15 protein-coding genes and 1 riboswitch are annotated in these 15,222 nt (G+C 72.7%); of the genes, 10 read left to right on the forward strand and 5 right to left on the reverse strand.

Annotation, left to right across the window (positions count from 1 at the left end):
• Window positions 1-106: 106 nt before the first annotated feature.
• From AADR41_RS11325 to AADR41_RS11340, 4 genes are all read right to left on the reverse strand, one after another.
• Window positions 107-982: a DUF3626 domain-containing protein gene (locus tag AADR41_RS11325; RefSeq protein WP_342281213.1), complete on the reverse strand. Its 876-nt coding sequence runs from the start codon at window positions 980-982 to the stop codon at window positions 107-109.
• A 198-nt stretch (window positions 983-1,180) separates the two neighbouring features.
• The gene (locus tag AADR41_RS11330; RefSeq protein ID WP_342281214.1) at window positions 1,181-1,414 is read right to left on the reverse strand and encodes a ferredoxin; all 234 of its coding nucleotides are present in this window, start codon (window positions 1,412-1,414) and stop codon (window positions 1,181-1,183) included.
• On the reverse strand, window positions 1,414-2,874 hold the full coding sequence (locus AADR41_RS11335; RefSeq protein ID WP_342281215.1) for an aldehyde dehydrogenase: 1,461 nt from the start codon (window positions 2,872-2,874) through the stop codon (window positions 1,414-1,416). The genes AADR41_RS11330 and AADR41_RS11335 overlap by 1 nt, the downstream gene beginning before the upstream one ends.
• A 53-nt stretch (window positions 2,875-2,927) precedes the next feature.
• Window positions 2,928-3,068 (reverse strand): hypothetical protein, encoded by a 141-nt coding sequence (locus AADR41_RS11340; RefSeq protein WP_342281216.1) that lies wholly within the window; start codon window positions 3,066-3,068, stop codon window positions 2,928-2,930.
• Between the two features lie 350 nt (window positions 3,069-3,418).
• On the opposite strand from AADR41_RS11340, the gene AADR41_RS11345 reads away from it, so the two are divergent.
• The 10 genes from AADR41_RS11345 (at window position 3,419) to AADR41_RS11390 (ending at window position 13,692) form a co-directional block, all read left to right on the forward strand.
• On the forward strand, window positions 3,419-4,159 hold the full coding sequence (locus tag AADR41_RS11345) for a helix-turn-helix domain-containing protein (RefSeq protein ID WP_342281217.1): 741 nt from the start codon (window positions 3,419-3,421) through the stop codon (window positions 4,157-4,159).
• 4 nt (window positions 4,160-4,163) lie between these two features.
• Window positions 4,164-4,634, forward strand: a complete 471-nt coding sequence (locus AADR41_RS11350) for an NUDIX domain-containing protein (protein WP_342281218.1) — start codon at window positions 4,164-4,166, stop codon at window positions 4,632-4,634.
• A 129-nt stretch (window positions 4,635-4,763) separates the two neighbouring features.
• Window positions 4,764-5,804 (forward strand): MBL fold metallo-hydrolase, encoded by a 1,041-nt coding sequence (locus tag AADR41_RS11355; protein ID WP_342281219.1) that lies wholly within the window; start codon window positions 4,764-4,766, stop codon window positions 5,802-5,804.
• A gap of 153 nt (window positions 5,805-5,957) precedes the next feature.
• Window positions 5,958-6,098, forward strand: a riboswitch (cobalamin riboswitch).
• Window positions 6,099-6,208: 110 nt separating this feature from the next.
• A complete protein-coding gene (locus tag AADR41_RS11360; RefSeq protein WP_342281220.1) occupies window positions 6,209-7,483 on the forward strand; it encodes a prenyltransferase/squalene oxidase repeat-containing protein in 1,275 nt (424 codons plus the stop codon).
• Entirely contained in the window at window positions 7,480-8,178 is a 699-nt protein-coding gene (locus AADR41_RS11365; RefSeq protein WP_342281221.1) for an SCO2322 family protein, read from the forward strand. Before AADR41_RS11360 ends, AADR41_RS11365 begins: the two co-directional genes overlap by 4 nt.
• Entirely contained in the window at window positions 8,175-9,416 is a 1,242-nt protein-coding gene (locus tag AADR41_RS11370) for an energy-coupling factor transporter transmembrane component T (protein WP_342281222.1), read from the forward strand. Before AADR41_RS11365 ends, AADR41_RS11370 begins: the two co-directional genes overlap by 4 nt.
• On the forward strand, window positions 9,413-11,125 hold the full coding sequence (locus AADR41_RS11375) for an ABC transporter ATP-binding protein (protein ID WP_342281223.1): 1,713 nt from the start codon (window positions 9,413-9,415) through the stop codon (window positions 11,123-11,125). Before AADR41_RS11370 ends, AADR41_RS11375 begins: the two co-directional genes overlap by 4 nt.
• The gene (locus AADR41_RS11380; RefSeq protein ID WP_342281224.1) at window positions 11,077-11,940 is read left to right on the forward strand and encodes an ECF transporter S component; all 864 of its coding nucleotides are present in this window, start codon (window positions 11,077-11,079) and stop codon (window positions 11,938-11,940) included. The genes AADR41_RS11375 and AADR41_RS11380 overlap by 49 nt, the downstream gene beginning before the upstream one ends.
• Window positions 11,941-12,261: 321 nt before the next feature.
• The gene (locus AADR41_RS11385; RefSeq protein WP_342281225.1) at window positions 12,262-12,702 is read left to right on the forward strand and encodes an aggregation-promoting factor C-terminal-like domain-containing protein; all 441 of its coding nucleotides are present in this window, start codon (window positions 12,262-12,264) and stop codon (window positions 12,700-12,702) included.
• Window positions 12,703-12,993: 291 nt separating this feature from the next.
• On the forward strand, window positions 12,994-13,692 hold the full coding sequence (locus AADR41_RS11390) for a hypothetical protein (RefSeq protein ID WP_342281226.1): 699 nt from the start codon (window positions 12,994-12,996) through the stop codon (window positions 13,690-13,692).
• A 125-nt stretch (window positions 13,693-13,817) separates the two neighbouring features.
• Here the strand turns inward: AADR41_RS11390 and AADR41_RS11395 are convergent, their stop codons facing one another.
• Entirely contained in the window at window positions 13,818-15,140 is a 1,323-nt protein-coding gene (locus AADR41_RS11395) for an alpha/beta hydrolase (protein WP_342281232.1), read from the reverse strand.
• Between the last annotated feature and the right edge of the window lie 82 nt (window positions 15,141-15,222).

Below are 15,222 nucleotides of genomic sequence, written 5' to 3' on the forward strand. Positions count from 1 at the left end.
CCGGCGGGAGCGCGGCGAAGCCGCGCCGCCTCACGTACCGGAGGCCCCTGCCCTCAGCGGACGTGCCGGCCGGGCGGACAACGGACGGTTGAACGCACGCAGCCGCCTATGCCGGTGCCGGACTCACCGAATCGTCAGCGACCCTTCCGGGCGCCCCGAAACGCGCAACGCAGTGCCACACCTTCTTGATCGCCTGGAGGTCATGGTGTCCGGCCCGGGCCGCCTCCCCGACGATGCGCGGATCGAGCACACCGTCGACGGCGATCCGTACGCCCAGGTCGACGTATTCCTGCCCCCGGTAGCCGGGATGGCGCAGAAGCTCATCGACCGTGAGCCGGAAGCCGGGGTGCCACTCCACGGGGCAGCCCAGACGCAGGGCCGCCTCCTCCACGGCCGAGCCCCGGTAGCAGGGGTCCAGGACCAGCGCCTCCACATGGCCGTCCGGCCGTACGGGCCCGTGGACCTGCGCCTCGATGTAGTCGTCGAGGTCGTCCTGCCGGTCGGCGAGGGCGAGTTCGATGAGCCCCATGCGGGCCGCGACACCGAAGTCCGAGGGTTCGAGGAAGCTGTCCGGGTAGCAGAACGTGGTCCGCGTCAGCGTCTCGGGCGTCAGCCGGAAATGGGCGGAGCCGAACCTCGGTGCCGCGCCGGCGGGTTTGCGGCGGAAGTCCAACGCCCCGTAGACCGGCCGCTCACGAGCGGGCGCTTCGTCGTACGCACCACCGAAGATCCGGCTCTCCCAACGCCAGCGGTCACCACCGGGATGCGCGGTCAGTCCGCCGTTACTGGTCCCCGTGACGAACTGCGAGCGGTAGCCACCGTCCTCGGCCATGGCGTCCAGGACCGGCCTGCCGCGCAGCAGCCGATCCGGGTGGAAGTTGAGGGTCACCCGCAGCGCCGGATCCAACGGCGGGCCCGACGCCAGCTTCGCGACATGCCCAAGGGCCCGTTCCTGTGGCGTCCCGGAGGTCGAGGAGATCATCCGGACAGTCTTCCGCAGCTCGACCGACCACCGCACGCGACCTGCGCGCGAACGGGTACGTGGACCTCGTCGCCCGCGACAGGGGCACCGGCCACTGGTCCCGGAAGCACGGAGACAACGAGTCGGCCCGTACCGGATTCGCTCCGGTACGGGCCGGCTTCACGTGCGTCGTTCGAGTTCGCGCGGGAGAACCGCCGCCTACTCCTCCGGTGGGAAGACGACCTCTCCCGAGTCGGTCAGTGTGATCGTGATCGCCTCGACCGGGCACCCCTCCGCGGCCGCGAGGACCTTCTCGTCGGCGCCGGTCTCCGGGGCCGACGGGCGGGACTGGCGGGCGGTGTCCAGGGCGAAGGCACCCGGTGCGTGGTTCACACACATCCCGGAGCCGATGCAGACCCCTCGGTCGACCTCCACGGCCCAGCGGTCGCCCATCACGCCCCCTCGTATCCGGCCGGCAGGTGGATCATCTTGTGCTCGAAGTACTCGCCGTACCCCTCGGGCCCGAACTCCCGGCCCAGTCCGGAGTTCTTGTACCCGCCGAACGGGCCGAGCATGTCGAGGCTGAAGGTGTTCACGCTGTACGTGCCCGTTCTGACGCGGCGGGCGATGTCGATGCCGCGCTCGGTGTCGGCGGTCCAGACGCTGCCGCTGAGCCCGTAGTCGGAGTCGTCGGCGATCCGTACGGCCTCCTCCTCGTCACCGTACGGCAGCAGGCAGATGACGGGGCCGAAGATCTCCTCGCGGGCGATCCGCATCGAGTTGTCGACGTCGCCGAAGAGGGTCGGCTCGACGTACCAGCCCCGTTCCTGGGACGCCGGGCGGCCGCCGCCGGTGAGGATCTTGGCGCCCTCGTCCTGGCCGATCCGGATGTAGTCGAGCGAGCGCTGCTGCTGGCGCCGTGCGACCAGGGGGCCGAGTTCGGTGGCCGGCTCGAGCGGGTCGCCGACCTTCAGCGCGGACGCCGCGGCGGCGAACGCCTCGGCCGTCTCGTCGTAGCGGGAGCGCGGGACGAGGATGCGCGTCTGGGCCACGCACGCCTGGCCGTTGATCATCCAGGCGAAGGGGACGATGCCCGCGACGGCGGCGTCCAGATCGGCGTCGGGAAGGATCACCGCGGCGGACTTGCCGCCCAACTCCAGTGTGACGCGGGTGAGGTTTTGGGAGGCGACCTCCATCACCCGGCGCCCGGCGGCCACCGACCCGGTGAACGACACCTTGTCCACGCCGGGATGCCCGACCAGGTACTCACTGACCTCGCGGTCGGCCGGAAGGATGGAGAGCACGCCCTCCGGCAGCCCGGCGTCGGCGGCGATCTCGGCCAGGATGTAGGCGTCCAGCGGGGATTCGGGCGAGACCTTGAGCACGGCGGAGCAGCCCGCCAGCAGTGCGGGCGCGAGCTTGGCGGCGGCGGTGAACTGCGGAACGTTCCACGGCACGACGGCCGCGACCACCCCGACCGGCTCCCGCCGCACCAGCAGCGGTCCGAGTGCCCCGGCCCGCCGCTCCTCGTACGGGAAGTCCCGGGCCACGGTGATCGCCGAGTCCCACACCATCATCGCGGCGAGCGCCTGCACCATGACGCTCGACGTGTACGGGGTGCCGTTCTCCGAGCTGATGACCCTGGCGATCTCCTCGTACCGGACGGCGAACGCGTCCTTGATCCTGGTCACCACCGCGATCCGCTCGTCCAGGCTCATCCGGGGCCAGGGCCCCTCGTCGAACGCCCGTCGCCCGGCGGCGACGGCCGCGTCCACATCCGCCCGGGAGGCGTGCGGCACCCGGCCGATGACCTGCTCGGTGTGGGGCGAGACGACCTCGATCACTTCCCGGCCCAGCGGATCGACCAACTCCCCGCCGATGAACAGTTTTCCGTGTTCGACAAGCTCGGTCATGGCTGCTGCCTCCCGCGAACCGGTGCGTACCCGCCCCAATATCTGACTCTGTGTCAGAACTGATACCAGTTCCAGTTCCAGTAGTCCACGACCGCGACAGCGCCCGCCGGGATCACCGGGCCGTACCGGATCGGGTGGTGCCCCGCACACAGGCCGTGGCGCGAAGAGATCAGGCGCTCTCCCGCCGAGGTCATGAACGCCCCCGCCGCTTCGCGTGCGGGTGGCGCCGGATCTCCACGTTCACGGCGCTGACCCTCGACAGGTCACTTTCGGACCGTGCCCGACGCCGTTCCCCGGCCAAGGCCCCGCACACATCACACCCGGGCTCCGGCACCGGGTCGGTGCCGAACCACGGGGAATGGTCGACGGACGGTCGGTGATGGGTCGAATCAGACATGAACACTCTCCTCGCACGCCATTTGGTCGGGCGATCGTCGCGCCTGTCACCGGGACGTAGGAACCTCGCACATTTCCCACTTCGGGACGTCCCACAGGAGGTAGAACGTCCCTGCAATGTCAGCGAACCCCCGAGGGAGCCACCTGCATGCCCAACGAGCGCTTGCGAGCCACCATGACAGCCGGGGGGTGGACTCACGCAGGCCTGGCCGAAGCGACGGGTGTCGACCCCAAGAGCGTTGAAAGATGGGTCAACCTCGGGCGCGTCCCCCGGCGGGCAACAGCACTGAAGGCCGCCGAGACCTTGAAGGAAGACGTACACGCGCTGTGGCCGGCACTCCGCCAGGCACGCGCCGCGCGTGGCGTGAGTTCCGAGCTCCTGGCACTCTACGAACAGCGGGCAGACCTTCCCGTTTCCATGTTTGTGGACCTCTTCGCCGCGGCACGCCGACAGATCGACGTACTGGTCTACGCAGCCGTGTTCCTCCACGAGGCGTATCCCGGACTCAATGACCTGCTGCGCAAGCGCGCGACCGAAGGCTGCGCCGTCCGCATCGCCATCGGTGAAGCGGACAGCCCCAATGTCCAACAGCGCGGAAAGGAGGAGAAGTTCGGCCACGGTATCGAGTCCCGCTGCCGCTTGGCGCTCATGCACTACCGGCAGTTGACCGACATACCCGGCATCGAACTGCGCACGCACGGGACGACTCTCTACAACAGCCTGTACCGGGCCGACGACCAGATGCTGGTCAACACGCACGCCTGGGGCGTCAACGCCTACCGGGCACCCGTGTGGCACCTGCGGCGCAATCGCGGGGGCGGCATGTTCGACGTGTACGCGGACAGTTTCAGCGCCACGTGGGACACGGCCACACCCGTGGAAAGGTGAACCCATGGCACGGACCGAGTTCTACGACGACCCGAACGCGCCGAAGCCCAACAGCCTGGTCGTGGCCGCTTCCGCCGTGGTGACGGACGAGGCGGGACGGATCCTGATGCAGCGACGGCGGGACAACGGACTCTGGGCCCTGCCGGGCGGGGGCATGGACCTGACCGACTCACTGCCCGGCACCGCCGTCCGGGAGGTCAGGGAGGAAACCGGGCTCAATGTCGAGATCACCGGGCTCGTCGGCACATACACGGACCCGAAGCATGTCATCGCGTACAGCGACGGTGAGGTTCGCCGCCAGTTCGCTGTGGTGTTCACGGCACGCATCATCGGCGGCGAACTGGGCATCTCCGGCGAGTCGACGGACCTCCGATTCGTCACCCCGGACGAACTGGACGCGCTGCCCATGCACCACACCCAGCGGCTGAGGATCGACCACTTCCGGGCGAACCGAGCGACGCCGCACCTGGGGTGATCGCCCGGCTCGGCAGGTACGCCCGAACCAGATGGTCGACCAGGGCTACTACTGGAACAAGTTCTCGTTACAGTGGGGCGACGCATCGGAGCCGCGAACCCGTACGCCGTCCAGAGAGATGGGGACCTCATGACGCAGGTGACCGACCACGGCGGGGGCGTGCACAGCATCAAGGTGCCCATCCCGGACAATCCGCTCGGCCACACCCTCGTACACGTCCTGGACACCGATCGGGGCCCGGTGCTGATCGACACCGGGTGGGACGATCCCGAGGCCTGGGACACGCTCGGCGCCGGACTCACCGCCGTCGGCACGGAGATGGCCGACATCCACGGTGTGGTCATCACCCACCACCACCCCGACCACCACGGGCTCTCCGGGCAGGTGCGCGAGGCCTCCGGGGCCTGGATCGCCATGCATGCGGCGGACACCGCGATCGTGCGCCGTACCCGGGAGTCCGAACCCGGCAGGTGGCTGACCTATCTCGCGGCCAAACTCACCGCGGTCGGAGCACCCGAGGAGCACCTCGCGCCGTTGCGGGCCGCCGCGGCCGGCCGGAGCCGGACACGCACCCTGCCGGGGCTGCGGGCCGCGCTCCCGGACCGGGAGATCGTGCCGGGCGAGCTGCTGGACCTGGCGGGGCGCAGGCTGCGGGCGATCTGGACACCGGGGCACACGCCCGGGCATGTGTGCCTGCACCTGGAGGAGGAGCACCCGGGCAATCTGCCGGGGCGGGGACGGCTCTTCTCGGGGGACCATCTGCTGCCGGGGATCAGTCCGCACATCGGGCTGTACGAGGACCCGGACGACGCGACGGCCACCGATCCCCTCGGTGACTACCTCGACTCGCTGGAGCGGATCGGCAGGCTCGGGGCCGCCGAGGTGCTGCCCGCCCATCAGTACGCCTTCACCGATGCGGCGGGGCGCGTGCAGGAACTGCTCGGGCATCACGAGGAGCGGCTGACGGGGCTGCTCGGGCTGCTGGCGGAGCCGCTGACGCCGTGGGAGCTGGCCGAGCGGATGGAGTGGAACCGGCCCTGGGAGCAGATCCCGCACGGCTCCCGGAACATCGCCGTCTCGGAGGCGGAGGCGCATCTGCGGCGGCTGGTGAAGCTGGGGCGTGCGGAGGCGGTGCCGGGGAGCGAGCCGGTGGCCTACCTCGCGGTGTGAGCGGTGTGAGCGGTGGGGCGGTGTGCGTGGTGTGAGTGGTGTGAGTGGGGTGCGTGTGGTTTCGCTTACGTGGGCAGGGGCGCGCTTGCGCGGGCAGGGCGCGTACGTGAGCAGTGACACGTACGGGGCGCTCCTCCCGGCCCGGAGTCCGGGTGGTGCCGCCCGGTAGAGTGTGCGGGTCGTCATCATGCCCGTTCAGGGGGAAGCCGGTGCGAATCCGGCACTGACCACGCAGCCGTGAACCGTCTTCGCAGGCGGTGAGTCGGAATGCCCTGTCCGCGGTCGTGACCGGCTCGGACCACCGGATCCCCCGGTGGTCGGCACCGTCGAGGTACACGGGGTCGGAGCCTGGTGCCTGAGCGTGCCTGTGCCCGGTTCACCCCGCAGGAGAGGCCCCGCCCGCCATGACCGTACGTCGCAGCGCAGCAACGCTCGCCGCCACCGCCGCCGTGCTCTGCGCGGCCGCTGCGCCGGTCGCGGTGGCAGCGCCGTCCCCCTCGCCCTCGCCGTCCGTCGCGCTGCCGTCCGGGCTGTACGGCACGAAGGACCCCACCTACGACGGGGTGTGGCGGCAGTCCCTGGCCTTCCTCGCGCAGCGGCTCGAAGGGGTCACCCCGGCCGCGAAGTCGGTGGACTGGCTGATCGGCCAGCAGTGCGCCGACGGCTCCTACGCCGCGTACCGGCCCGACGCCGCCCAGCCGTGCGACGCCAAGACGGTGCGGGACACCAATGCCACCGCGGCGGCCGCCCAGGCGCTGGTCGAGGTCGGCGGGCACCGCGAGACCGTGAACGACTCGGTGCGCTGGCTGAAGTCCGTACAGAACGAGGACGGCGGCTGGGGCTACACCGCGGGTGCGCCCAGTGACGCCAACTCCACCTCTCTGGTGATCGGCGCCCTCGCCCGTCAGGGGCAGCGCCTCGCGGACATCACGACCCCCGATGGCAAGACCCCCTACGACCCGCTGCTCGCCCTCGCCCTCCCGTGCGGCGGCAAGGACGGCGGCGCCTTCGCCTACCAGCCCGACAAGAAGGGCGGGCTCGCCGCGAACGCGGACGCCACCGCGGCCGCCGTCCTCGGCACGATGGGCAAGGCTCTGGCGGTCGGGAACAACGCCGCGGGCAAGGCGCCCACCTGCCGGTCCGGTTCCGGGCTCACGCCCGAGCAGGCCGCCCAGAACGGCGCCCACTACCTCACCGGCGCCCTCGCCGGCAGCGGCCACCTGAACCTGGCGCCGATGCCCGGTGCCACCGACACCACCCCGCAGCCCGACTTCGGCAACACCGCCGACGCGGTCGTCGCGCTCTCCGCGGCCGGCCACCAGGACAAGGCGGCCGGAGCCGTCGACTGGCTGAAGAAGAACTCCGCGGACTGGGCCGGCCAGAACGGCCCCGCCGCCTACGCCCAGCTGGTCCTGGCCGCCCACGCGACCGGCAACGACGCCCGGGACTTCGGCGGCGTCGACCTGGTCGCCCGGCTCAACGCGGCCGGCCCCGAACCCGCCTCCGTCGTGACGCCCGACCCGTCCGCCGACACCGGGTACGAGGCCACGGAGAAGGACCAGGTCCACAGCGGCGACGACGTGATCGGGGGCGTGTGGTGGTACGTCGGCATCGCCCTCGTCCTCGCGGCCATCGCGTTCTTCCTGATCAGCGGTCGCCGGAAGAACAGGCAGCCGTGAGGCGCGCGGGGCGGGCCACCGCGCTGCTGGTGGTCCTGGGCGCCGTCCTGGCCGTGCTCGGCGCGGGACCGGCCCAGGCGGCCGGGTACCGGTACTGGTCGTTCTGGGAGGGCTCCGGCTCCGGCTGGACGTATGCCACCCAGGGCCCGTCGCTCGTCCGGCCGGACGACGGGGCGGTGCAGGGCTTCCGGTTCTCGGTCAGCGAGGACTCCCAGGACTCGGCGAAGCCGCGCCGCGCCGCGGAGTTCACGAAGATCTGCGCGGACACCCCGGCCGAGGACGGCACCAAGCGGATCGCGCTCGTCATCGACCCGGGCACGGCGGCGGACGCCCCGGCGGGTGAGAAGCCGCCCGCGCCGCGCACCGCGTGCGCGCGGGTCGCACCGGACGCGAGCGCCGCGGAGGCGCTCGCCTCGGTGGCGAAGCCGCTGCGCTACAACAGTGACGCGATGCTCTGCGCCATCTCCGGCTACCCGGGTTCGGGCTGCGGCGAACAGGTCTCCGGCAGCGGCAGCGGCAATGGCACGCCCGACGCGTCCGCCGCCGCGTCCGCCGCCGCGTCACCGGCCGGATCCGCGGCCTCCGGCACCTCGGGCGGTTCCGGCGGCCCGTCCGCCGGGGTGCTCGTCGGGGTCGGCGCCGTGCTCCTCCTCGGCATCGCCGCGGTCGTGCAGGCCCGCCGCCGCCGCGGATGACCGCCCGGACCCGCTCCGCCGTCCCGGCACGGCGTCGTCCGCTGCGCGCTCCCGAGGCGACCCGGAGCAACGCCGTGCCCGCCGGGGCCTGGTGGCTGTGGGCGCTCGGCCTGGCCACCGCCGCGTCCCGGACCACCAATCCGCTGCTGCTCGGGCTGCTGGTGGGGGTGGCCGGTTACGTCGTGGCCGCGCGCCGTACGGACGCGCCGTGGGCCCGTTCGTACGGGGCGTTCATCCGGATCGGGTTGTTCGTCGTCGCTGTGCGGCTGGTCTTCTCCGTGTTCCTGGGTTCCCCGATCCCCGGTACGCACACGGTGTTCACGCTCCCCGAGGTGCCGCTGCCCGACTGGGCGCAGGGGGTCAGGCTCGGTGGCCGGGTCACCACCGAGCAGTTGGTCTTCGCGCTGTACGACGGGGCGAAGCTGGCGGCCCTGCTGATCTGTGTCGGTGCGGCGAACTCGCTCGCCAACCCGGCCCGGCTGCTGAAGTCGCTGCCCGGTGCGCTGTACGAGGCGGGCGTCGCGGTCGTCGTCGCGATGACGTTCGCGCCGAACATGGTCGCCGATGTGATGCGGCTGCGCACCGCTCGGCGGCTGCGGGGCCGTCCGACCGGTGGTATCAAGGCGGTCCTCCAGATCGGACTGCCGGTCCTGGAGGGCGCGTTGGAGCGTTCGATCGCGGTGGCCGCGTCGATGGACGCGCGCGGCTACGGGCGCACCGCCCAGGTCCCGCCCGCGGTCCGCCGCACCACGAACGTCCTCACGCTCGGCGGACTGCTCGGGGTGTGCGCCGGTACGTACGGGCTGCTGGCCGCGCAGGGCGCGGTGTACGGGGTGCCGCTGCTGATCGCCGGGCTCGTCGCCGCGCTGGCCGGGCTGCGGCTCGGCGGGGCCCGCTCGGTCCGTACCCGCTACCGGCCCGACCGGTGGGGGGTGCGGGCCTGGCTGGTGGCGGGTTCGGGCGTCGTGGTGGCGGTGGCGATGATCTGGGCGGGCGGCGCCTACGGGGAGGCGCTGCACCCGGGGGTCGTCCCGCTGACCGCGCCGGTGCTTCCGCTGTGGCCGGCGGCGGCGGTGCTGATCGGGCTGCTGCCCGCGGTGGTGGCGCCGGTGCCGCCGCCGGTGGGTACGCCGGTGGGCGCTGCGCCGACGGGTGCTGCGGCCGTGGGTACGCCGGTTGGTGCTGCGCCGACGGGTACTGCGCCGGCCGGTGCGCCGAATTCCAAGGAGATCCAGTGATCCGGTTCGAGCAGGTCTCGGTGCGTTACGAGGGGACCGGGCGCCCCACCCTGTCGGGGGTCGATCTGACCGTCCCCGAGGGCGAGTTGGTGCTGCTCGTCGGCCCGTCCGGGGTCGGCAAGTCGACACTGCTGGGTGCCGTTTCCGGTCTGGTGCCGCATTTCACCGGCGGCACGCTGAGCGGCCGGGTCACGGTCGACGGCCGCGACACCCGTACCCACAAGCCGCGCGAACTCGCCGATCTGGTCGGCACGGTGGGGCAGGACCCGCTCTCCCACTTCGTCACCGACACGGTCGAGGACGAGCTGGCCTACGGCATGGAGTCGCTGGGCCTGGCCCCCGACGTGATGCGGCGGCGGGTCGAGGAGACCCTGGACCTGCTGGGGCTGGCCGAGTTGCGCGACCGGCCGATCGCCACGCTCTCCGGCGGCCAGCAGCAGCGGGTCGCGATCGGCTCCGTGCTCACCCCGCACCCGAAGGTCCTGGTCCTCGACGAGCCGACGTCCGCGCTGGACCCGGCGGCGGCCGAGGATGTCCTGGCCGTGCTGCAACGGCTGGTGCACGACCTGGGTACGACGGTTCTGATGGCGGAGCACCGGCTGGAGCGGGTGGTCCAGTACGCGGACCGGGTCGTCCTGCTGCCGTCGCCGGGCGCCGCCCCGGTCGTGGGCGCGCCCGCGGACGTCATGGCCGTCTCCCCGGTCCGCCCGCCGGTCGTCGCGCTGGGCCGGCTGGCGGGGTGGGAACCGCTGCCGCTCTCGGTCCGCGATGCCCGGCGCCGGGCGGCGGACCTGCGCGAACGGCTCGCATCCGGGCGGCCGCCCGCCCCGGTGCCGCCGGCCGCTCCCCCGCTCTCGCCCGTCGCCCCCTCCCCCGTGCGGCGCGGCGTCCTGGACCGGCTGCTGGGCCGCGGCGCGCGGAGCGCCGCCGTGCCCGAACCGGCCGCCGATGCCACGGCCCGGGTCGAGCGTCTCGGCGTACGGCGCGGGCGCGTCGAGGCGCTGCGCCGGGTGACGCTGACCGTCGCCCCGGGCGAGACCGTCGCCCTGATGGGACGCAACGGCGCGGGCAAGTCCACCCTGCTGGCCACCCTCGTCGGCATGGTCGAGCCCACCTCAGGCACCGTCCTCGTCGGCGGCCGGACCCCGCACCGCACCCAGCCGCGCGAGATGGTGCGCCGGGTCGGGCTCGTACCGCAGGAACCGCGCGATCTGCTGTACGCGGACAGCGTCGCCGCCGAGTGCGCCGCGGCGGACGGCGACGCGGGCGCCGCCCCCGGCAGCTGCCGGGCCCTGGTCTCCGAGCTGCTGCCCGATGTGCCGGACGACACCCACCCCCGCGATCTCTCCGAGGGCCAGCGCCTCGCCCTCGCCCTGGCCGTCGTGCTCACCGCGCGGCCCCCGCTGCTGCTCCTGGACGAGCCGACCCGTGGCCTGGACTACGCGGCGAAGGCCCGGCTGGTCACGGTGCTCGGCGGCCTCGCGGCCCAGGGGCATGCGATCGTCCTGGCCACGCACGATGTGGAACTCGCGGCGGAACTGGCGCACCGGGTGGTGATCCTCGCCGACGGGGAGGTCGTCGCGGACGGCGAGACCCGGCAGGTGGTGGTCTCGTCCCCGGCGTTCGCCCCGCAGACCTCGAAGATCCTCGCCCCGCAGAAATGGCTGACCGTGGCACAGGTGCGTGCCGCGCTGGGAGACCCGTCGTGAGCGGGCGCCGGGTGCGGGCGGTACGGCTCGGGCCGCGGGCGATCGCCGCGCTCGTCCTCATCGGCCTGGTCGGGGTGGCCGCCTTCGGCTGGCCGCTGCTGGCCGGTCCCGGCTCCGGCCTCGCCCACTCCCAGGACGCGCCGTGGCTGTTCGCCGCGCTGCTGCCGCTGCTGGTCGGGGTGGTCGTGGCGACGATCGCGGACGACGGCCTCGACGCGAAGGCGGTCGCCATGCTGGGGGTGCTGGCCGCGGTCGGTGCCGCGCTGCGTCCGCTGGGGGCGGGCACGGCGGGGCTGGAGCCGATGTTCTTCCTGATGGTGCTGAGCGGCCGGGTGCTCGGGCCGGGTTTCGGCTTCGTGCTGGGCGCGGTGACGATGTTCGCGTCCGCACTGCTCACCGGCGGGGTCGGGCCGTGGATGCCGTTCCAGATGCTGTCGATGGGCTGGTTCGCGATGGGCGCGGGACTGCTGCCGGGCCCCGGCCGGCTGCGCGGGCGGGCCGAGTCGCTGATGCTCGCGGGGTACGGGTTCGTGGCGTCGTTCGCGTACGGCACGGTGATGAATCTGTACGGGTGGACGATCGTGCCCCCGGCCGGTTCGGGGGTCTCCTTCCACGCGGGCGATCCGCTGACGGACAACCTGGTCCGCTTCCTGGCCTACTGTCTGGCCACCTCGCTCGGCTGGGACCTGGGCCGGGCGGTGCTCACCGCGGTGCTGACCCTGGCCGTCGGTCCGGCGCTGCTGAAGGCGCTGCGCCGGGCCACCCGCCGCGCCGCCTTCGAGGCCCGGGTCACATTCGACGCTCCTCGCGAGTGAGGGCTCCCACAGGACCTTGGTCCTCCACGATGCGGGGTAGTAGCGGCACTCCGGGGCGTACGGCCCGCTGAGCGGCGCTGCCGAGCTGCGACGACGCGGCGGGCAGGCCCGGGGCCGTGCGGGTCTTCGGGGTCCGGGTACGAGACGGGCTCGTACCGGGGGTCGTTGCGATGGCTGAACGCCGCCGCTAACACTGGACGAGTCGCCGAGCACCGCCGGGTCCGCCGAACCGGACCGCGGTCGACGAAGCCCGGTCCACCCGCACGACCGCACCATCCGGACCGGCAGGCGACTCCCCCGTACCCGACGTTAGGTCTCTCTGTGTCGTTCGCCCGTAACATCCTCGCCAAGCCCCGCACCGCCCGCCGCAAGTCCGCCGTCGCAGGCGCCGCCGTGCTCCTCGGCGCCACCGGCCTGGGCCTCGGCGTCACCCCGGCCATGGCCGCACCGGCCGCCGCGCCGGCGTCCGTCGCGGGAAGCGCGCAGGCCACGGCGAAGGCGATGATCGGCGACGCCGCGCAGTTCCAGTGCTTCAGCAACATCGTCCAGCACGAGAGCGGCTGGAACCACACCGCCACCAACTCCTCCTCCGGTGCGTACGGTCTCGTGCAGGCCCTGCCCGGCTCGAAGATGGCCTCCGCCGGCGCCGACTGGAGGACGAACCCCTCCACCCAGATCAAGTGGGGCATGGACTACATGAACTCCCGCTACGGCAGCCCGTGCGGCGCCTGGTCGTTCTGGCAGGCCAACCACTGGTACTGAGCCGGCCACAGGCAGGCCACCGGCACCGCGCCGAGCGCTCGTACGCAGGACTGTGCGAAGGCCCCGACCACCGGTCGGGGCCTTCGCCGTGCCCGGCCCCGTCACCTCTCCGTGTGAACAGCCACTTGATGCGAATTGACAGATTCGCTTCCCTGCTAGTCCATTTAGGCGCATTTGGCTCGTCCGTCCTTTCCCGGCGGCCACCTGCGCGTTGTCCCTTCCGTGGAACCAAGAGAATTCTGGGAGCGGAACACCGTTCTGGCGGAAGCTTTCTGCGCCAGCGACGAACGCATGCGCCGGGCGCAGGCCCTGCTGGACGAGACACAGGCGGAGCGGAGCCGAACGCTGGCCGCTTTCGCCGTCACGGTCGGCGACGACGGCTCGATCGCGGATTTGATGGGCCTCAACGAGCGCGAGGTGCGATTAGCTCGACGCACCGTCGGCCGCAGTGACGCCCGGTCCCTCGCCGAAGAACTCCTCAGCCGGACCCCGCCGAAGGGCGATGCGGCGAAGTCGCCCGCCGCCACGCCGGAACGCCCCCGGCCGCAGCCGGCCGACGAGACCCCCGCGCCGGAGCCGGACACGCCGAAGCCCCCGGCGCAGGCGCCGCCCGTGACCGCGCCCCCGGCTCCGGCCAAGCCCCCGATGTCGGCCCCGGCACCGGCGACCACCGGGGTCCTGGCCTACATCCCGGCACCGTCCCCGCCGGCCGAGGTGGACAACACCGTCGTCTGGTCGCCGAGCATGGACTCCGTACTGCTGTGGAGCTGGGAGTCCGGCCTCGATCTGCAGACGGTGGCCGCCGAACTCGGCCTGGAGGTACGGGCACTGCTGATGCGCGTACAGGAACTCGCCAACGACGGGCTGCTCACGCTCGCGACCCCGGTCGCGGACGTCGGCCGGTCCGGGCGGCACCGCCGCCACCACGAAGACGGATACGCGGCGCTGTTCAGCCCCACCGCCACCTTCCCCACCCACGTGCCGTACTGAGCACGCACGCGCCCCGCCGCTGCGGCGACGCGGCCCCGGCCGGACGACCGGCCGGGGATCCCCCGTCGCCGTCCCGCCCCACGGGCCCACCCCCCACGGGCCGCCGCTCGACCGCTCGACGCCGTTCAGCGTCGCGCGGCCACCGTGTCGAACCAGCGCACGATCTCCGGCCCCGACTTCAGATACGTCGTGTTGTGGTCGACCGGCCCCTGGTCCACGACGGGGGCGTCGACTCCCCGGGCGGCCAGATCGGCGGCGCAGTGGCGGGCGTTGGCGATCGGGACATCGGTGTCACCGGACGAGGAGTACAGCCGTACCGGAACGTCCGGCTTCCAGGCGCAGTTGCCGTCCTGGGCGCGCGCCGCCTCCAGCAGACCGCCGCCGGGGTCCTGGAGCCGGCGGTAGTAGTCGTCGGTGAGCAGTTCCTTGAGCGTCGCGGGCAGCGCCGGGATGATCTCCTCCTCGGTGTGCTCGCTGTCGAAGAGACCGTCGACGATGTCCGCGTACGGCTTCCGGAACGCCTCGGAGGGGGCCTTGTAGAGCGGGTGCAGTCTGCTCTGCGCGGTGAGGTAGTACGACATGTAGAAGACGGCGCTGGTGTCGTTGACCCGGCCGTCGAACAGGGCGGGCGTCTCGGCGTGTTCGATGTCGTAGGGGCCCGACACGGGGGCGAGCGCCCGGAGTCTGAAGTGCCGGTCCGCGCCGCCGCCGAGCGCCTTGCCCAGGGCCATCGCGACCTGGCCGCCCTGGGAGAAGCCACCGGCGTACACATCGCCGGTGAGCGGCCGTCCCAGGCGCTGCGCGGCGGTGCGTGCGGCCCGCATCATGTCGAGGGAGGCGGTGACGGAGGACTTGGTGTCCATGTACGGGTGGCGCCCGGGCCCCTTGCCGAGGCCCAGGTAGTCGGGCGCGGCGACGGCGCGGCCGGCCGAGGCGTGGAGGTAGGGGGCGAAGCGTCCGAAGTCCTCGCCGACGGAGGGTGCGTAGTCGCGGTGGGCCATGGTGCCGTGGGTGTCGGAGACCAGGTCGAGACGGTGGGGGCCGCCCTTGGGCAGGGCGAGGAAGCCGGTCGCGGTGGTGGGTGCGCCCTGCGGGGTGACGGTGCGGTAGGTGAGGCGGTAGCCGCGCAGTCCGTGCCGGACGGTGGCGGTGTCCATGCCGCCCGAGGCGAGGAACCGGGCGACGTCCGCACGGTCGAGGTCGGCCACCGGGGTGATGCTCAGCAGGGTTCCTCTGCCGTGCGCGGCGCGCGGATCCGGTGCGTCGGCGCGCTGTTGCGCCGCCGGCTGCTGCGAGGTGGGCTGCTGGGTGGTGGGCGACTGGGCGACGGCCGGTGCGACGCCGAGAGCGGCGAGGACCATCGCCGCGGCGGCCGCCGCCGTCCGGCGGGCGATGCGCCGCCGCCCGCCCGAAGTCGCATATTCCGTACGGCTGTTGTCGTTGTTCATGGCTCCGAAGCTATGCGGCGGCGCGCCGCCCGCGCACATCGTGATGAGCGCGAACTCCTTGTCCCTGCGCTCCAGTTCGTGC

It is taken from the genome of Streptomyces sp. CLV115, from assembly GCF_038448545.1.
GTDB classification, from domain to species: domain Bacteria; phylum Actinomycetota; class Actinomycetes; order Streptomycetales; family Streptomycetaceae; genus Streptomyces; species Streptomyces sanglieri.